At 58.5% G+C, this 19,044-nt stretch carries 17 protein-coding genes; 16 read left to right on the top strand and 1 reads right to left on the bottom strand.

Annotated elements, in window-relative coordinates; translation table 11 throughout:
- Positions 1–203: leucine zipper domain-containing protein (locus tag Q354_RS29020; RefSeq protein ID WP_156948380.1), on the bottom strand; the 203-nt coding region annotated here is incomplete at its 3' end.
- Between the two features lie 254 nt (positions 204–457).
- Between Q354_RS29020 and Q354_RS28295 the strand changes: the two genes are divergently transcribed.
- From Q354_RS28295 to cobN, 16 genes are all read left to right on the top strand, one after another.
- On the top strand, positions 458–976 hold the full coding sequence (locus tag Q354_RS28295; protein ID WP_156948378.1) for a site-specific integrase: 519 nt from the start codon (positions 458–460) through the stop codon (positions 974–976).
- Positions 907–1,557, top strand: a complete 651-nt coding sequence (locus tag Q354_RS26060) for an integron integrase (RefSeq protein ID WP_156948376.1) — start codon at positions 907–909, stop codon at positions 1,555–1,557. The genes Q354_RS28295 and Q354_RS26060 overlap by 70 nt, the downstream gene beginning before the upstream one ends.
- 252 nt (positions 1,558–1,809) lie before the next feature.
- Positions 1,810–3,552: an AAA family ATPase gene (locus Q354_RS0115645; protein ID WP_027858431.1), complete on the top strand. Its 1,743-nt coding sequence runs from the start codon at positions 1,810–1,812 to the stop codon at positions 3,550–3,552.
- Positions 3,553–3,579: 27 nt separating this feature from the next.
- Positions 3,580–4,188: a cob(I)yrinic acid a,c-diamide adenosyltransferase gene (gene cobO, locus Q354_RS0115640; protein WP_027858430.1), complete on the top strand. Its 609-nt coding sequence runs from the start codon at positions 3,580–3,582 to the stop codon at positions 4,186–4,188.
- Positions 4,188–5,501: a cobyrinate a,c-diamide synthase gene (locus tag Q354_RS26055; protein ID WP_036230181.1), complete on the top strand. Its 1,314-nt coding sequence runs from the start codon at positions 4,188–4,190 to the stop codon at positions 5,499–5,501. The genes cobO and Q354_RS26055 overlap by 1 nt, the downstream gene beginning before the upstream one ends.
- Before the next feature lie 269 nt (positions 5,502–5,770).
- Positions 5,771–6,874, top strand: a complete 1,104-nt coding sequence (locus tag Q354_RS0115630) for a cobalt-precorrin-5B (C(1))-methyltransferase (protein WP_027858429.1) — start codon at positions 5,771–5,773, stop codon at positions 6,872–6,874.
- Positions 6,871–7,695 (top strand): precorrin-6A/cobalt-precorrin-6A reductase, encoded by an 825-nt coding sequence (locus Q354_RS0115625; protein WP_027858428.1) that lies wholly within the window; start codon positions 6,871–6,873, stop codon positions 7,693–7,695. Before Q354_RS0115630 ends, Q354_RS0115625 begins: the two co-directional genes overlap by 4 nt.
- Positions 7,696–7,745: 50 nt before the next feature.
- Positions 7,746–8,723 (top strand): sirohydrochlorin chelatase, encoded by a 978-nt coding sequence (locus tag Q354_RS0115620; RefSeq protein WP_027858427.1) that lies wholly within the window; start codon positions 7,746–7,748, stop codon positions 8,721–8,723.
- Positions 8,723–9,367, top strand: coding sequence for a precorrin-8X methylmutase (locus tag Q354_RS0115615; RefSeq protein ID WP_036230178.1), 645 nt, complete (start codon positions 8,723–8,725; stop codon positions 9,365–9,367). Before Q354_RS0115620 ends, Q354_RS0115615 begins: the two co-directional genes overlap by 1 nt.
- A complete protein-coding gene (gene cbiE, locus Q354_RS26050) occupies positions 9,367–10,650 on the top strand; it encodes a precorrin-6y C5,15-methyltransferase (decarboxylating) subunit CbiE (protein ID WP_084332628.1) in 1,284 nt (427 codons plus the stop codon). The genes Q354_RS0115615 and cbiE overlap by 1 nt, the downstream gene beginning before the upstream one ends.
- Positions 10,647–11,399, top strand: a complete 753-nt coding sequence (gene cobI, locus Q354_RS0115605; protein ID WP_245601063.1) for a precorrin-2 C(20)-methyltransferase — start codon at positions 10,647–10,649, stop codon at positions 11,397–11,399. Before cbiE ends, cobI begins: the two co-directional genes overlap by 4 nt.
- Positions 11,396–12,193, top strand: a complete 798-nt coding sequence (locus Q354_RS0115600; RefSeq protein ID WP_027858424.1) for a cobalamin biosynthesis protein — start codon at positions 11,396–11,398, stop codon at positions 12,191–12,193. Before cobI ends, Q354_RS0115600 begins: the two co-directional genes overlap by 4 nt.
- A gap of 8 nt (positions 12,194–12,201) precedes the next feature.
- Positions 12,202–12,984: a precorrin-3B C(17)-methyltransferase gene (gene cobJ / locus Q354_RS0115595; protein WP_027858423.1), complete on the top strand. Its 783-nt coding sequence runs from the start codon at positions 12,202–12,204 to the stop codon at positions 12,982–12,984.
- A 1-nt stretch (position 12,985) separates the two neighbouring features.
- The gene (gene cobM, locus Q354_RS0115590; protein ID WP_027858422.1) at positions 12,986–13,795 is read left to right on the top strand and encodes a precorrin-4 C(11)-methyltransferase; all 810 of its coding nucleotides are present in this window, start codon (positions 12,986–12,988) and stop codon (positions 13,793–13,795) included.
- Positions 13,782–14,858 (top strand): cobalamin biosynthesis protein CobW, encoded by a 1,077-nt coding sequence (cobW, locus tag Q354_RS0115585; RefSeq protein ID WP_027858421.1) that lies wholly within the window; start codon positions 13,782–13,784, stop codon positions 14,856–14,858. Before cobM ends, cobW begins: the two co-directional genes overlap by 14 nt.
- Before the next feature lie 5 nt (positions 14,859–14,863).
- On the top strand, positions 14,864–18,682 hold the full coding sequence (gene cobN, locus Q354_RS0115580; RefSeq protein WP_027858420.1) for a cobaltochelatase subunit CobN: 3,819 nt from the start codon (positions 14,864–14,866) through the stop codon (positions 18,680–18,682).
- The last annotated feature ends 362 nt before the right edge of the window (positions 18,683–19,044 follow it).

The raw sequence follows: 19,044 nt of genomic DNA, 5'->3' as shown, positions 1-19,044 counted from the left end.
CTGCTATGGGGGCGACTGGACGCTGAATGCAGTCCTGCGTATCCGTGCTCCTCAAAGCGGGCCAACCATTTATAGACGGTACGTGCACTGATACCGAAATCGGCTGCCACAGAGTGGACTGATCGGCCTTCATTCAGGACACGATCAATGATTAGGACTCGATTATGGTAAGTCGTTCGGGCATTCTTGTGGGGGTTGTTCATGTCGGCTATCGGATGTTGTTTGTTTGGCGATAACCAGCATCTCGAATTTAGCCGATGTGAACAACCTCCTCAGTACCCACATCTAGCCAACTCCTCCGCATTCGCAATAGGAGTGATTATTGCAAAGACTGCTAATAGAATCTGCTTCATATTTCACTCACTTAACAGCTAAATATACGTCAAATTGACGTGTTTAAACGCGTCAATTTGACGTATATCTCCAGAACGAATGTTCAATAAAAGCGGGTAAGTGTATGATTTTTCTCTCATCCTTAAGTGTTGCTCCAGAGTCCTTCTGTGAAAAAACGTCAAAGTGGTGTCTATCCTTGCACAACCCTCAATCACATGAAATACTGTATAAAAACACAGCACAAGGATTTGCTATGTCTTCGCCATTTATACAGGCACTGCGCGACCACATGCGTGCGCGGCATTACAGTAAGCGGACGGAAAAGACGTATATTTACTGGACTATTTTCTATATCAGGTTCAATAACCTCTCGCACCCAAATGACCTTAGTTCGCGGGATATTGTACGGTTCCTTGAGTATCTGGTAGTTGAGCGCAATGTTACTGCCAGCACCCAGAAAACAGCCTTAAACGCTCTGATCTATCTCCATCGCCAGTTTCTGGGTTGGGACGAGGCTCAGTTACAGCTCGGCGCCTTCCGGCGGGCAAGTAAACCAAAAAACTCCCCGTTGTACTGTCCCGTGATGAAATCAAAACAATATTTCGCCATTTACAGGGAGAGCACCTGCTATGCGCACACTTAATGTACGGCTCAGGCTTGCGAGTAATGGAAGTATGCAGGTTACGAATTAAGGATATAGATCTGGATAGATTATCCATCTTCGTGTTCCATGGTAAAGGACGTAAACAGAGGATTACTACCCTTTCAGAGAGTTGCGCCACCCACCTTAGACACCAGATTGAGCGTGCGCGATTGGCTTGGCATGAAGATCGGGAGTCGTGTGAGTGGACCGGTGTCTATATGCCTGGCGCACTGAATAGGAAGTATCCGTCGGCGCCTTTTGAATTCGGCTGGCAATACCTGTTTCCGGCGTCACGTCGCACAACCGATCCGCGCTACCCTGGAAAAATCAGACGGCATCATATTTACGAACAAACTTTACAGCGTGCGGTCAAGAAAGCGGTTAGGGCCTCAGGAATTAATAAACCTGCGACCAGCCATAGCTTCCGGCATAGCTTTGCAACTCATTTACTTGAGCGCGGTGCTGACATCCGCACCGTGCAAGAGCAACTCGGACATAGCGATGTAAGAACCACTGAAATTTACACCCATGTATTAAACAGGGGAGGTCACGCCGTTCGCAGCCCGCTGGCAGATCTCTAATCGGCACGGCGCAGGCTTTGCATTGCACCTATACACCCACCGCAATATCGATTACCGAAAGTGAGTCCCCCTAATCTCAGCATGAACAGCCTTCAGGGCCGAGACGTTGCCCGCGCGGTATCTGCACGTTAAGATCGCAGCATTCTTTTTATACGTAAAATCATAGGGTTAGCAATAGCATCCAGGGCCACCAACTGCAGTGTTGCGCCAGCTGTTGTATGCTCTGCCCTGATATCCACCACCGGCCAGGTAATGATGACCCCGGACTCTAAACCCCTGTTTCCCTTTAGTGCCGTAATCGGCCAGGCACAGCTGAAGCTGGCGCTGATTCTGAATGCGATAGATCCCCATATTGGCGGTGTGCTGATCTCCGGCCCGCGCGGCTGTGCCAAGTCGACGCTGGCACGCAGTATGGCGGACCTGATGTGTGGCGAAGAGCAGCATTTTGTCACCCTGCCACTGGGTGCCAGTGAAGAGCAGCTGATCGGCACGCTGAATCTGCAGCAGGCGATGGCCGGTCAGGTGCAGTTTAATCCCGGCCTGTTGCACCGCGCCCATCAGGGGGTGCTTTATGTAGATGAGGTGAACCTGCTGCCGGATATGCTGGTCGATCAGTTGCTGGATGTCGCCGCTTCCGGAGTGAACTATGTCGAGCGTGACGGTATCAGCCATCATCATGCGGCGGAGTTTCTGCTGGTCGGCACCATGAACCCGGATGAAGGCGAGCTGCGGCCTCAGTTAGTGGATCGCTTTGGTCTGGCAGTGGAGCTCAGCGGTCAGTTTAGTCCGCAGGAGCGGGTAGCGATTGTGCAGCAGCGCTTGGCGTTTGATGCTGATCCGGTCGCCTACTGCGCTAACTTTTCAGAGCAACAGCAGGCGCTGTCGGATCAGATTCATCAGGCCCAGCAGCAGCTGGATCAGGTTAAGCTGAATGATGGCCTGCAGCTGCTGATCGCCGAGCGTTGCGCTGAGGCACAGGTAGAGGGTTTGCGGGCCGATCTCTGCTGGCACCGTGCAGCTAAGGCCCATGCCGCCTTTAACCTGCGCAAGGATGTCAGCGCAGAGGATATCGATGCGACCGAGGCACTGGTATTGCAGCACCGCCGCAATGCCCCTGGCACCCCGCCCTCTGCGCCACAGCCTCCTTCAGATACCCCTGATCCCAACACTCAGGGCGATCACGGCTTTAAGCGTCCCGAAAACAGTCGCTCCGATCAGCAAACAGCGACCGAGCAGGGCTCTGGCGATGACTGGGGGGCGATGCCGCCTCAGCAAAGCACAACCGGGACCAAGCGTAATATCCAGCTAAATGACAGCAGCCATAGCCAGACTGCGAACAAGACCGGTCAGGCCAGCCAGCAAAGTCCTTTTAGTGCTCTGCAGGATCAGCAAGCGGGCAACCGGATTGTCACCGAGAAGGTCGATTGGTTCCGAACCTTCGCCGACCCACACAATCTCCAGACCGGGCAGATCGAGAGCCTGCAGTACAAGCAACGTAGCAGTGGCTACCAACCCCTGCACCTGATCCTACTGGATACCAGCGCCTCGACCTTGCGCGGTGAAGCCCTGGCCCAGGCCAAGGGCCTGTTACAGGGCGTGGCTGAACGTGCCTACCACCAGCGCGAGCAGATCGCGGTACTGGGCTTTGGTAACCAGCAAACCGACTGGCTGCTGAAACTGAGCCGCGCACCTAAACAGCTGGCAGGACTACTGGATAGCATCAGCGCCGGTGGCGGCACACCCCTGCGCCAGGCACTGAGTACCGCTCAGGACGCCTTGGCCAAGTGGCAGAAACGCTTTCCCGGCCTCACCACCTTCACCTACCTGATCACCGATGGTCGCAGCCGCGACCGGGTCGCCGATATCGAGCTGGGCAACCAATGCTGGCTGATCGATACCGAACAGAGCAACGTAAAACGCGGCCGGGGCCGACAGATCGCCACTGAACTAAACGCACACTACCTGACGCTGGCCGATTGCCAGCTCAGCGCCTGAAACCCTATTTAACGGAGTAATACAGCGATGAGCGAACAACAGGATAAAGACCAGCGCCATAAAGAGCGCATGGCGCGTAAGAAAGAGATTGTCGATCAGCGCATCGCGGCCGCCCAGGAAGAGCGTGGTGTACTGATTCTGCTGAAAGGCAATGGCAAGGGCAAAAGCAGCTCTGCCTTCGGCACCATGGCCCGCGCCATCGGCCACGGCCATAAGTGCGGCGTGATCCAGTTTATCAAGGGCCGCCTGCAGACCGGCGAGTTCCTGTTCTTTAAGGATCATCCACAGGTTGAGTTTCATGTCATGGGCCACGGATTTACCTGGGAAACCCAGGACCGTAATCAGGATATCGAAGCCGCCAAACAGGCCTGGGAAGTGGCCAAGCGGATGCTGGCCGATGACAGCTACCGGATGCTGGTGTTTGATGAGATGAGCTATATGTTCAAGTATGGCTACCTGGACGTGAACGAAGTGGCCGAGGTGATCAGCCAGCGCCCGCTGATGCAGAACGTGATGATCAGTGGCCGCACCATGCCGGAAGAGCTGGAAGCGATCGCCGATACCATCAGTAAGATCCTGGATGAGAAGCACGCCTTCCGTCAGGGCGTTAAGGCACAAGCAGGAATCGAATTCTGATGTCACAGGCTGAAACCGTTCTCTGCCCGGCACTGATGCTGTCGGGTATCGCCTCGGGTCAGGGCAAGACCACTATCACCGCCGCGCTGGCACGCTACCACCGCAATCAGGGCCGTGATGTACGGGTGTTTAAGTTTGGCCCCGACTATCTCGACCCGCAGATCCTCTCGGCCGCCTCCGGCAAGCCGGTGGAGCAGCTGGATATGTGGATGGGCGGCGAAGCCTACTGCCGCCAGAAGCTGTATGAAGCCGCCTGCGAAGCCGATCTTATTCTTATTGAAGGCGCTATGGGCCTGCTCGATGGCGTGCCGTCCACGGCTGACCTGGCGGTGACCTTCGGCATCCCGGTGGCCGTGGTACTGAATGCCAAAGGGATGGCCCAAACCACCGCTGCCCTTGCCTACGGTATCGCCCACTACCGTACCGACTTCCAGTTTCACGGCCTGATCGCCAACGCACTCGGCAGTCAACGTCATGCCGAGCTGATCGAAGAGGCGATGCCCGAAGATGTGAAACTGCTGGCGGCGCTGCGTCGCGATGATGAGGTGGTATTACCTGAACGGCATCTGGGCCTGGTGCAGCCGGGTGAGCAGTTTGATCTCAATGGCCGCCTCGAAGCCGGAGCCCGCTGGATTGCCGAAAGCCCACTCACCGAGCTGCCACCTGCCGTAGCCTTCAGTGACCAGCATATCCCTGCCCCGCCAAAGTTACTGGAAGGCAAACGGATCGCAATCGCAAAAGATGAAGCCTTCAGCTTTGTCTATGCGGCCAACCTGCGCCTGCTTGAAGCGATGGGTGCTGAGCTTAGTTTCTTCTCACCGCTGGCTGATCAACCCGTGCCGGAATCTGATGCGATCTGGTTGCCGGGAGGTTATCCGGAACTGCATGCCGACAAATTAGGCAGCTGCAAGACCACACAGGCCGGTCTCCATCTCGCCTTTGAGGCCAATACGCCGATTCTGGCCGAATGCGGCGGCATGTTGTTTGTGCAGCAGACCCTGACCGATCTGGAGGGCAACTGCTATACGATGGCTGGTTTGATTCCGGGCCATGGCGCCATGCGTGGCCGTCGCGGCTGCCAGGGCATGCAAAGCGCTATGCTGCCGGAAGGCGAAGTCCGCGCCCATGCCCACCACCGCTCACGCAGCCACGATACGCTGGAACCGATCAGCCACGGTAAGCGCCAACGTCATCCGGCACCGGGAGAGGCGATCTATCGCAGCCGCGCACTCACCGCCAGCTACCTGCACCTGTTTTTCCCTGCCAATCCTGAGGCTATTGCCCAGTTATTGAGCGATCCGCAGCAAAACTAACGCCGTATATCCGATTAACCGCCACCACAATTGAAACCGGTGGCGGAATCGGTACACTGGCCCCGCCTAAACCATTACCCTATTGGGCCATAAAGCCGCGTTTGTTGGGATTCGCAGGCTCATCCCAACCTACAATAGAACCATAACGTGAGTTGCAATGCAGAGCGACATCCCTGCAAAACACCTTCATGTAGGTTGGGAAGCGGAGCGCAGCGACAAATCCCAACAATGCAGAGCCCCCTTACAACCCAGCAGCAGGATTTGAAGCTATGTGGCCGGAAAGCGAAGAGCATCCACGCCCATTGCGCACCGGCCTTACTACGGGCTGCTGTGCCACTGCCTGCTGCGTGGCTGCCGCTCGACTGGCCCTTACCCAACAACATTGTCAGCGGGTGAGCGTGACCCTGCCCCGAGGTCAGGTCGTCGAGCTGGATATCATCGATCTTACGTGCGAATCGCCACTATTCCATGCAGCCACTATTAAGGATGCCGGGGATGACCCGGATGTCACTCATGGCGCTAAGGTATTTGTACGGCTACAGCTGAGCGACCAGCCCGGTGTGCAATTTAAGGCCGGTGATGGTGTGGGCACCGTAACCAAACCCGGCTTAATGCTTGAGGTGGGCGAAGCGGCGATCAACCCGGTGCCGCGTCAGATGATCAGCCAGCACCTGGAACAGATCGCCAATGAATCCGGCTTTAAGGGTGGTTTTATCATCGAGGTCGGCGTTGAGCACGGGGCCGAACTGGCGCTGAAAACCATGAATCCCCGCCTTGGTATTCTTGGCGGTCTGTCGATTCTGGGTACAACCGGTATTGTGCGGCCCTTCTCCTGCGCCGCCTATATCGCCTCCATTCGTCAGGGTGTCGATGTGGCCCGCACCAATGGCCAACAACATATTGCCGCCACGACTGGCAACACCAGCGAAGATTTTATCCGCGCCAATTACCAACTCCCTGAGATGGCACTGATCGAGATGGGCGACTTTGTCGGCGCCCTGCTCAAACATCTGAAGCGTAATCCGGTCGAGCGCCTGACCCTTGGCGGCGGTTTCGGCAAGCTGAGTAAACTGGCACAGGGGCACCTGGACCTGCACAGCAGTAAATCCAGCATCAGTCTCGAATACCTGCGCGACTGCGCCGCCGACCTGGGGGCAGATCAGCCCCTGCAACAGGCGATCCTTGACGCCAATACCAGTGTCGCCGCACTCAAGCTGTGCCAGCAAGCGGATATCGCCCTGGGAGACCGGATTTGCGCGGAGGCTGCCAGACACTGCCGACAATGGCTGGCAACAGGCACCCGGCTCGATGTTCATGCGCTGGATCGCAAAGGCAATGCGGTGGGCTATCACTCGGAGGTGATCAGCCAATGAACAGCCGAGTCCTGCTATTAGGGGGTACCGGCGAGGCACGTAAGCTCGCCCTGCGCCTGCATCAGGCCGGTATCGAACTGATCTACAGTATCGCCGGTATAGTGCGTCAGCCTGATCTGCCCTGCGAAGTCGTCAGTGGCGGTTTCAGCCAGTTTGCGCAGTCGGATAAAAATGACGAACCCGTCGTAGCGACCTGCGGTCGTGTCCAGATATCTCAGGAACAAGCGGATCAAAGCTTCAACGGTATGATCCGTTTTATCGCCCAGCGACGTATCTCTCTGGTTCTGGATCTGACCCATCCCTATGCCGGGACTGTATCGGATACAACCGTTAAAGCGGCACGGACTTGTGGCATACCCTGCTGGCGATACCAGCGCAGCAGCTGGCAGCCCCAGGAGGGTGATCACTGGTCCAATTGGTCGGACTGGGATGATCTGATCACCCAGCTAATGCCGTTTAAAAGGCCCTTTATGGCGCTGGGGCGCTCAGCCCTTAACCAGATTGATCAAATTCCAGCCGGGCAGCACTGGATACTGCGCACAACCCCAACGGATTTCATCTTAAATCAAAAAAATCTCACCCTTATTCAGGACACAGGCCCGTATAATGGCGAGCATGAAAAAGCACTGCTGAAACAACAACATATCGATGTAATCGTCTGCAAGAACAGTGGCAGCGATGCCACCGCCGGAAAACTGGTCGCCGCGCGCACGCTGGGGATACCGGTTCTGATGCAGCAAAGGCCCGCCACGGCGGCCGCCGATGCCCTGTTCAGCGATATCGATAGCCTGTACCTTAAGCTGGTCGAACGGCTTCAATAGCCCCGTCCCTGCGGGTTTCAGCACGCACCTTAATCATTCAGGAAGCAACAATGACAGAGCACACCAAACCGGCCATCCTCGTTGTCGGTCATGGTTCCCGCGACGTAGAAGCGGTCGAAGAGTTCCACCAGCTGGCCAAGCACCTGCAGATGCGCTATCCCGAGCGCCTGTGTGAAACCGGTTTTCTTGAGTTTGCCCGTCCGGTGATCGCCGATGGCCTCGACAAACTGGTTGCAGCTGGCGCTAAGAACATTCTGGCGGTACCGGGCATGCTGATGGCAGCCGGCCACGCCAAAAACGATATCCCAAGCGAACTCAACACCCTGCAGGCGGAGCTGGGCGGTGTTTCTATCACCTACGGTGCCGAACTGGGCGTCCATCCGAAGATGCTCCAGGCCGCTCAGGCGCGTATCGAAGAGGGTGAAGCGCAGTTTGGTGACAGCTACAACCCGGCTGAAGACCGCAAGGACACCCTGCTGGTTGTCGTGGGTCGCGGTGCCTCCGACTCCGATGCCAATTCCAATATCTGCAAGATCACCCGGATGCTGGAAGAAGGCATGGGCTTTGGCTGGGCGATGACCTGCTACAGCGGCGTAACTACCCCGCTGGTGCCGGAAGCACTGCAGCGTGCCCACGGTCTGGGCTTCAAGCGCGTACTGATCTTCCCGTACTTCCTGTTTACCGGTCGTCTGGTGAAGAAGATCTACAGCTGGGCTGATGATTACCAGGCGGCCCACCCTGACATTCAGGTGGTGAAAGCCCCTTACCTCAACGATCACCCTAAAGTGATCGAAGCCTTTATCGAGAAGCTGGAAGAGACCGAACAGGGCGAGGCTAAGATGAACTGCCAGCTGTGCCAGTACCGGGTTCAGATTATCGGTGCCGAGCATAAGGTGGGCCTGCCACAGGAAGGTCATCACCATCATGTACGGGGTGCGGGTACCGATGCGGATCACCATCACCACCATCATGACCACAGCCATCACCATCATCATCACGATCACAGCCATGGCGATCACGATCACTGATGAGCACTTTCAGCTACGAAGCCGATCCGGTTGCCATTGAGCAGGAAAGCTTTCGCCAGATCCGCCAGCTGACCGACCTCTCCCCTTTCGCTGCCGATGAGCAGCAGGTGGTGATGAGGCTGGTACACAGCATCGGCGATCCGGCGATTGCCGATGCTGTGCGTTTCAGTGCTAACGCCACAGCGGCAGGCCTGGAAGCGCTGGCGGCCGATGCCCCCATCCTCTGCGATGTGGAGATGGTGCGCCACGGCCTGACCAAGCGGATGCTGGCGCGCCAGCCGCTGTGTTTCCTGAATGATCCGCAGGTACCACCGCTGGCCAAAGCCGCTGGCGAGACCCGCACCATGGCTGCGCTGGAGCTATGGCAAGAGCATCAGGCAGGCAGCGTGGTGATTATCGGCAATGCCCCTACAGCCCTGTTCCGCCTGCTGGAGATGATTCAGGCGGGTGCACCGAAACCGGCGCTGATTATCGGCATGCCGGTCGGTTTTGTCGGTGCCGCAGAATCCAAGCAGGCGCTGTGGGATATCCACCAGCAACTGGGTATTGAGTGCATTACCCTGCTGGGCCGTGCCGGTGGCAGCGCCCTGGCTGCGTCCGCCTGTAACGCTCTGCTGCGGATTATTCGCGGGGAACGCTACTGATGGCAGGGATCGCCGTAATCGGCATTGGTGTCGGTGATCAGGCGCTGCTGAACGCAGAGGCTGAGGCGGCGATCGCCCAGGCGGATTATTTGATCGGCTCTGCACGTCAGCTGGAAACTGTGGCAGCGATTAAGAGCGGTGCCAAAGCGATCGAACTGCCGCCGCTCAAAGCGCTCAAAGCCTGGCTGGGCCAACATCAGCACAGCCAGATCGCCCTGCTCGCCTCCGGCGATCCTTTGTTTTATGGCATTGGCCGCTGGCTGGCGAACAACGCAGATGCCTTTCAGCTAAGCTACTTCCCGAATATCTCCAGCATCCAGGCCGCTGTGCATGCGGTCGGCCGCAGCTGGCAGGATACCGAGGTGATCAGCCTGCATGGCCGGCCACTGCAGCGCATCCGTGCCCGGCTTGCCAACAACCGCCACTATGCGGTGCTGACCGATTCCCAGAGCATGCCGCAGCATCTCGCGCTGGAGCTGCAACTGGCCGGATTCAGGGACTCACAACTGACCGTCTGCGAACGGCTCGGTTATCCCGATCAGCAGATTCGCGGTTTCAGCGTCACTGAGCTGCTCAACAGCACGCTTGAGTTCGATCCACTGCACGTCACCCTGATCGACACGGCAGGCCCCGGCGGCGCACTGGCGGAATTCCCAGGCATCGCCGATGGCGCTTACAGCACCGACGGCGAAAAGGGCCGTGGCTTACTGACCAAGCGCGAAGTCCGGATTCAGGTGCTGTCACAGCTGCAAACCGAAGCCAGCGACATCTGTTGGGATATTGGTGCCGGTTGCGGCGGCGTGGCGATCGAATGGGCGCGCTGGCATCGCTTCAGCACCGTCTATGCCATCGAACATCACCCTGACCGCCTGCAACACCTGCATGACAACCGCCTGCAGTTTGGCGTCGATGCCAATCTCAAGGTGGTGGCGGGACGCGCACCGGATAGTCTGCAAGAGCTGCCTGAGCCAAAACGGGTCTTTATCGGCGGCAGCGATGGTGCGCTGGAATCGATTCTGCAGACTTGCTGGCAACGGCTGCAGCCCGGTGGGGTGATCGTTGTCAGTGCGGTGACGGAATCCAGCAAGGCGCGATTGTTATTGGCGGCGGAAACATTACCGGGGGCAGTCAGCAGTCGCTGGCTTGAGATCGCCATCAGCCGTGGCGACCGACTGGCGGGCCAGCTACTGATGCGCCCTGCCCTGCCGGTCACCCTGCTGACTTTAAAGAAAGCCCCTAAAGAGGCCACTGGCGATAGCCGGGAAGCGGAGCAACACCCTTGATTATCGATGATGAAATCCTTGAGATCGGCCAGTGCGGCACTTTCTATGGCGTCGGCGTTGGCCCCGGTGATCCGGAGCTGCTTACCCTGAAAGCATTCCGCCTGATTGTCAGTGCCGACTGCTGCGCTTATCTGGTGAATGACAAAGGTGAGTCGCTGGGCGCCACGATCGCGGCCGCTCCGCTGAGTGCCCGCAGTGAAGACCAGCCAGAGAGTCGGCTGGCGATCTATATGCCGATGAAGCGCGACCGTCGCGAGGCCAACCAACAGTACGATCAGGCCGCAGAGCAGATTGCCGGGGTACTGGATCGCGGTGGCGATGTGGTGTTTCTCTGTGAAGGCGATCCGTTGCTGTTCGGCTCCTTTGCCTACCTGCTGGAGCGCCTTGATGGCCGCTACCCCTGTGAAGTAGTGCCGGGCATCAGCTCGATTAACGCTGCCGCCGCTGAACTGCGCACACCGCTGGCCCAGCTGAGCGGCAACCTCGCAGTGATTAATGCCCGTCATAGCGACCAACAGATCCTCGACACCCTGGCACAGTTCGATAATGTTGCGATCCTAAAGGCGGGCCAGAACCGGCCGCGTTTGCTGGCATTGCTGCAACAGAGCGGACGCAAAGCCGAGGCCAGCTATATCGAATATGCCACCCGTACCGAACAGAAAATCGTGCGCGATCTGGACAGCCTGGCGTCCGAATCCGGCCCCTACTTCTCGCTGTTTCTGATCAACAGACCGGGTGAAGACAGTTGAACCCGCCGGTCACTATCATCAGCCTCACTGAAGCCGGTGCCCTGCTGGGGCGCCGCCTGCAGCAGTTATTAGCCGAAGATGGCGGCCAACCGGAGCTGCTCTGTAACCCCAAGCCCTTTGCCGCCACAGTGCAGCAGCGCTTCCAGGCCGGTCATCGTCTGTTGCTGGTCTGTGCCAGCGGGATTGCCATGCGCACCCTGGCGCCGGTGTTACAGGATAAATACAACGACCCTGCGGTATTACTGCTGGATGAGCAGGGCCGCTTTGTGGTGCCGTTGCTTTCCGGTCATGAGGGCGGCGCCAACCACTGGGGTTCAGAAGTAGCGGCCAAGCTAGGCGCCGAGCTGGTAATCACCACGGCCAGGCCCTATCTCAATCCTCACTATGTCGCCGGGATGGGCTGCGAGCGTCATTGCCCGGAAACCGTCTTACGCGGCCTGCTGGAACAATGCCTGACACAGGCGGGCCTTGAGCTGAACCAGCTCAGCGCCATCAGCAGCATCGATATCAAGGCCGATGAGGTCGGACTGATTACTCTGGCTCAGTCGCTGGGACTGCCCTACCTCACCTGGCGCGCCGACCAGCTACACCCGGTGGAGGACCAGCTCAGCACCAAGTCCGACTACGTTTTCAAAACCGTCGGCGTCTACGGTGTGGCGGAGTCTGCAGCACTGGTCAGTGCCGGGCATATCACCGGATCACCGGCCGAGCTGATGCTGCCGAAACAGAAGAACAAACAGGCCACCTGTGCCATCGCGCGCAGTTATGGCGAAGAACACTCTGAAAAGAAGTAACCGATTAAATGAGCAAATTATTTGTGCTGGGTACCGGCCCGGGCGATCTGGATTTCCTGGCCCCTAAAACCCGCGCCGCGATTGAAGCCAGTGATGAGCTGGTCGCCTACGGCCTCTATCTCGACCTGTTGGGCGACCTCTGCAACGGCAAGACCCGCCACGACCGCCCGCTGGGCGCCGAGATTGAACGTGCCCGTCTGGCACTGGATCTGGCCGCCGCCGGTAAGAACACCGCACTGATATCCAGTGGCGATATCGGTATCTTCGCCATGGCGACACTGGTGTTTGAGCTATTGGATCGCCAGTTGCAGGGACTGGAAGATCACCCGGAATGGCTTGATGTCGATATCGAGGTAATGCCGGGTATCAGCGCTATGCAGGCAGCTGCAGCGTCCTCCGGTGCGGCCCTGGGCCATGACTTCTGTGCCATCTCGCTGTCTGACCTGCTGACCCCCTGGGAAGTGATTGAGCAGCGTATCACCGCTGCCGCCGGTGCTGACTTTGTGATCTCGTTCTACAACCCGGTATCGCTGAAGCGCCGCTGGCAACTGGAGAAAGCCCGCGACATCCTGCTTGAGAGCCGTCCGGCCAGCACCCCGGTGATCCTGGGTCGTAACCTGACCCGTGACGAGGAGAATATCCGCGTCATTACCCTGGGTGAGCTGACCGCCGATCAGGTCGATATGCTGACCCTGGTGCAGGTCGGCAGCAGCCAGACTCGCCATATCAATGTCGGCGGCCGGGAGTGGGTTTACACCCCGCGCGGCTACCAGAAGAAGATGGTGAACTGAGATGAGCGTCTACTTTATCGGCGCCGGTCCCGGTGATCCGGAGCTGATCACCGTGAAGGGCCAGCGCCTGATCCGCCAGGCCCCGGTGATTCTGTACGCCGGCTCTCTGGTGCCCGAGGCAATTCTGGCCGAGCGCCAGCCCGATGCCGAAGTGCACAATACCGCCGAGATGCATCTGGATGAGATTATCCAGCGTATCGAAGCCGCCCATGCCGAAGGTAAGGATGTGGCAAGGGTTCACTCCGGCGACCCCGGCCTCTACGGCGCTATCGGCGAGCAGATCCGCCGCCTCGAAGCCCTGGGAATTCCCTATGAGGTGATTCCGGGCGTCACCGCCACCGCAGCCTCTGCTGCGGTATTGGGCAAGGAGTTGACCCTGCCCGGCTACAGCCAGACGGTGATCCTGACCCGCTATGCGGGTAAGACCCCGATGCCCGAGGGCGAAGACCTGCCGTCACTGGCCGCGCACCGCGCCACACTGGCGATCCACCTGGGTATTACCCGGATTCATAAGATCGTCGATGACCTGATTCCGCACTATGGCGAAGATTGTCCGGTGGCGGTTTGTTACCGCACCGGCTGGCCCGACGCGGCACAGATCAGCGGCACCCTGAAAGATATCGTCGCCAAGGTACGCGCCGCGGGCCTGAGTCGCACCGCGCTGATTCTGGTCGGCGATGTGATGGGCCGTGACGACTTCGATACTTCGTTCCTGTACGACAAAGACCAACCCCATATTTACCGTCCACGCCACGGCAAGAAAGGCCGTAATGCGCAGACCGAGAAGGATTCCAGCGATGCAACTGAATAAGATCCCGACTACCGTTGTTACCGGCTTCCTGGGTAGCGGCAAGACCACCCTGCTCTCCAACGTATTGCGCCAGGCCAACGGCAAGCGCATCGCCGTGATCGTCAACGAGTTTGGTGCCGTTGATATCGACGCTGAGTTGCTGCGTAACTGCCCGCTGGAGTGCCCGGAAGAGGAAGCAGCGACTGAGTCTGCCGAGAATGGCATCTACGAGCTGGCCAACGGTTGCATCTGCTGCACCGTACAGGAGGAGTTCCTGCCGGTGATGGAGGAGCTGGTAAAACGCCGCGACGAGATCGACCATATCCTGATCGAGACCTCCGGTCTGGCCCTGCCAAAGCCGCTGGTACAGGCCTTCAACTGGCCCAATATCAAGCAGCACTGCACCGTGGATGCGGTGATCACCGTGATCGACGGTCCGGCGGTTGCTGCAGGCCGTTTCGCCAGCAACCCGGAACAGGTTCAGGCCCAGCGCCTGGCTGATGAGAGCCTGGATCACGATCCAACCCTGCAGGAGCTGCTGGAAGACCAGCTCAGCGCAGCGGATCTGGTGGTGGTGAGCAAGAACGATATGCTGGATGAAGCCGAACGCGCTCTGGTCAGCGAACGTGTTGCCACAGAAGTGCCACAGTCGGTGAAGACACTGTATATCGATAACGGTGAAGTGGACATCCAGCTGCTGACCGGTATCGATGCCGCCACTGAAGAGCGTATCGAAGCGATCCACACCCACCATGATCACCATCACCACCACGACGAAGAGCACGATCACGCCCATGATCACTTCAGCTCCTTTGTGCTGGAATTTGGTGCCGTCGATGGCGACAAACTGCAACATCAGCTGCAAACCCTGATCGCTGAATTTGAGATCTACCGCGTTAAGGGCTTTGTCGATCTCGGCACCAAACCGATGCGTCAGGTGGTTCAGGGTGTCGGCAAGCGTATCGACAGCTACTTCGACCGCCCATGGCAAGCAGATGAGAAGCGTGCCACCCAGTTGGTGGTAATCGGGCGCGAGCTGAACGAAGCGGCCCTACGCGACATTCTGGGTCAGGCGGAGCTGTAACACCGATGCATCTTCTGGCAGCACAACCCGGCGGCTTCGTCGATGAAGAGGGAATTATCGACCTGCAGCAGGACCCGGCGGATCTGGTGCTGCTGGCCGCCGCCGACTCGGTACTCGGCGCCCTCAGCGAAGGTGCCGAACGGCTGCCAGAGGATTTTCCGGAACTGCGTATCGCCAACTGGATGCACCTGACCCAGCCTGCCGCAGCCGATCTCTACTTCCATAAGGTGGTAGAGCAAAGCAAAGTGGTGGTGCTGTCGCTGTTGGGCGGTGCCTCCTACTGGCAGTATGGCCTGGAACAGCTGCAACAACTGGCGCAGGTACGTGGCTTTGAACTGATCGTAGTACCAGGAGACGATACCCCCGACGCGCAGCTACTGGCCGCGGGCAGCGTATCCAGCGAGGTGAGTTACCGGGTCTGGCGCTACCTGCGCGAGGGTGGCCCGCGCAATATCGACCAGCTGTATCGCTACATCGGTGCCGAGCTGTTTCAGCGCCCAGAGCACTGGCAGGAACCGCGTGCGCTGCCACTGGCGTTGATCTACCAGTCGGGACAGGAACAAGGCTCGCTGGCAGAGTGGAAACGCCAGTGGCAACCGGGCCAGCCGGTGGTGGGCTTGCTGTTCTATCGCAGCCACCTGCAGAGCGGCAACCTTGAGCTGTTCGACCAGCTGATCACACTGATGCAGCAACAGGGGCTTAATCCGTTGCCGCTGGCGGTGACCTCCCTGAAAGAGGCGGAGTGTCTCGATACCCTCAACCAGTTGATCGACAGCAGCGATATGCAGCTGCTGCTTAACACCACCGGCTTTGCCGTCAATGCTCGCAGTCCAGCACAGCTGGCAGCCCTGCCGTCTGAGTCTGAAGCCCTGCTGGCACGGGATATCTGCGTCTTGCAGCTGATCATCTCCGGTAGTAACCGGGATGACTGGGAGGCCCAGACCCAGGGACTGCGCAGCCGCGATATCGCGATGCAGATCGCCCTGCCGGAGATGGATGGCCGCATCATCAGCCGGGCCATCGGCTTTAAGGGCTTAAGCCACTACTCAAAGCGAAGCCAGCTAGATGTGATCCGCTATCAGCTGCACGACGAACGCGCCCGTTGGGTGCTGGAACTGGCTGCGCGTTGGTGTCGTCTGCGCCACAAACCCAATGGCGAAAAGCGGATAGCGATCATCCTCGCCAACTATCCCACCAAAGATGGCCGTATCGGCAACGGGGTCGGCCTGGATACGCCGGATTCCGCCCACCATATACTGCAGGCACTGCAGAATGCCGGTTATCCGGTCTCCGCGATCCCCGCCGGTGGTGATGAGCTGATCCGCGAACTGCTGGGTGCCGTCACCAACAATCCGGAGAGCCTGTTCCATCGCCCCTGCTGGCAGAGCCTGGCGCTGGATCAGTACCGACAGTTCTTCGGCCAACTACCGGAGGAGTCAAAACGGGCGGTGCTTGATCGCTGGGGCGCGCCGGAATCCGATCCCAAATGCCGTAATGGCCGGCTGATGCTGGCGGGTATCCGCCTCGGAGAAACCTTCGTCGGTATCCAGCCCGCGCGCGGTTTTAACATCGATCTGGCGGCCAACTACCATGATCCGGACCTGATCCCTCCGCACAGCTACCTGGCGTTCTACTTCTGGCTGCGCCACTGCTATCAGGTGGAAGCGGTGATTCATGTTGGTAAGCACGGCAACCTTGAGTGGCTGCCGGGTAAAGGCACCGCCTTGTCAGAGCAGTGCTGGCCTGATATTGCCCTCGGCCCGATGCCTCACCTCTACCCTTTTATCGTTAACGATCCGGGTGAGGGCTCCCAGGCCAAGCGCCGTACCCAGGCGGTAATTATCGACCACCTGATGCCACCGATGACCCGCGCCGAAACCTACGGCGCACTGGCTGAATTAGAACAGCTGGTTGATGAGTACTATCAGGCGATGGGGCTGGACCCACGCCGTGAAGCACTGCTGCGCGGCCAGATTATGCAATTAGCCCAGGAGAGTCATCTGCTGGAAGAGCTGGGGGTTAAAGATCCGGACAGCGAAGATGAGGTACTGAACCAGCTCGATGGCTATCTTTGTGAGATCAAGGAAGCGCAGATCCGTGATGGCCTGCACCGCCTCGGTAAACTGCCCGAAGGTGACTCCCTGCGCGATACCCTGATCGCCCTGATTCGCCTCCCCCGGGGTGAGGCCGACAGCGAGAACGGTATCCTGCATACGCTGGTAAAAGACCTCAAACTGCGTTGCGGTGACGAAGAGAATAGCCTTTATGATCCATTTCAGGCCGATGGTGAGGCCTGGCTGGGCAATCGCCCGGACGCGCTGCTACAGGTCGGTGATGATCTGTGGCGCAGCCGGGCCGATACCCGCGAGCGACTGGAACTGCTGGCGGCGGCTCTGATCGAAAAACACCTGCTGGACGAGACGGTCATACCGATCTGTAAGCTGACCTGGCCTGCGACCCACGCCCTGTTCGACACCGTGAGTAGCGAGATCTATCCGGCCCTGCAACGCAGCGCCCGCAATGAGATCAATGCGGTGATCACCGGTCTGCAGGGTGGTTTTATCCCCGCCGGCCCCAGCGGCGCACCGACGCGCGGCCGGCTGGATACCCTGCCCACAGGGCGTAACTTCTATTCACTGGATAGCCGCTCTATCCCCTCCAAGGGGGCCTGGCAGCTGGGACAAGCGTCCGCCGAGCAGCTGATTATGCGGCACCTGCAGGAGCAGGGTGATTATCCGAAACAGATCGGCTTATCGGTCTGGGGCACTGCCACCATGCGTACCGGCGGCGATGATATCGCTCAGGCCTTTGCCCTGATGGGCATCCGCCCGATCTGGGCACCCGGCTCTCAGCGGGTAGTCGATTTCGAGATCATCCCGGCGTTTCAGCTTGGACGCCCCCGGGTCGATGTCACCTTGCGGGTTTCCGGTTTCTTCCGCGATGCCTTCCCGAATGTGATGAAGCTCTATGACAGCGCGGTACAGGCACTGGCAGAACTGGATGAACCGGGCAGCAGCAACCTGATCCGCCAACATGTGGAACAGCGTCAGGCAGAACTTGAAGCGACCGGGGTGTCTGCTGAACAGGCACGCAGGGAAGCCAGTTATCGGGTCTTTGGTTCTAAACCCGGAGCCTACGGCGCTGGCTTGCAGGGCCTGATCGACGAACGCTGCTGGGAGAACGCTTCAGACCTGGCCGATGCCTACCTTAACTGGGGTGGCTTCGCCTACGGCCAGAACCTGCAGGGTGAAGTGGCGCGGGATGCCTTCAGCCACCGCCTCAGCCAGCTGGAAGCCGTGGTACAGAACCAGGATAACCGCGAGCACGACCTGCTCGATTCTGACGACTATTACCAGTTCCAGGGCGGTATGGCCAACGCAGTACGGGTACTCAAAGGCGAAACACCGGAGATCTACCACAGCGACCACAGTAATCCCTCAGCACCGAAGATCCGTACGCTGAAGGAAGAGTTGAACCGGGTAATCCGCAGCCGGGTGCTGAACCCTAAATGGATCAACGCCATGCAGCGTCACGGCTACAAAGGCGCCTTCGAGATGGCCGCCAGCGTCGACTATATGTTCGCCTATGACGCCACCACCGACCTGATCGACGACTACCAGTATCAGCAAGTCAGCGACGCCCTGCTGTTTGAGCCGCAGAACCGCGAATTCCTCGAAAACCATAACCCGGATGCCCTGGAAGAGATGGCAGAGAGAATGCTGGAAGCGATGCAACGCGGCCTGTGGCAGGAACCCGGAGAATATCAGGACAAAGTCTCAGACCTGCTGCTGGAGCTGGATGAGGGCCGCGAAGGGGCTGGCTAGCTCACAGCCCCGGCATTGTGGGTTGGGACACAGTATGCAGCAACATCCCAACACCAGATTCCCGGTTTAACTCTTCTTGCCCCAGACCTGCTCCAGAGGCTGATCCCAGGGTAGGATTCATATTTGGACGCGGTACGTCGTAGGTTGGGATAAGGAGCGTAGCGACGCATCCCAACAATTGAGCCAGCCGATACAATACAGCCAGATCTTGTTGGGATTCGTTCCTCATCCTGTAGCAGTCTAATGATCCCGACCGCAAGCCACTCAGGTCGGGAATGGTTGATCACTACAGCAGGATTTATATTCGGACGCGGTACGTCGTAGGTTGGGATAAGGAGCGTAGCGACGCATCCCAACAATTG

Source organism: Marinobacterium jannaschii DSM 6295, assembly GCF_000620085.1.
Taxonomy (GTDB): domain Bacteria; phylum Pseudomonadota; class Gammaproteobacteria; order Pseudomonadales; family Balneatricaceae; genus Pontibacterium; species Pontibacterium jannaschii.
Note: the sequence above shows the minus strand (reverse complement) of the source record. Positions and strands in the feature narration are given on the sequence as shown.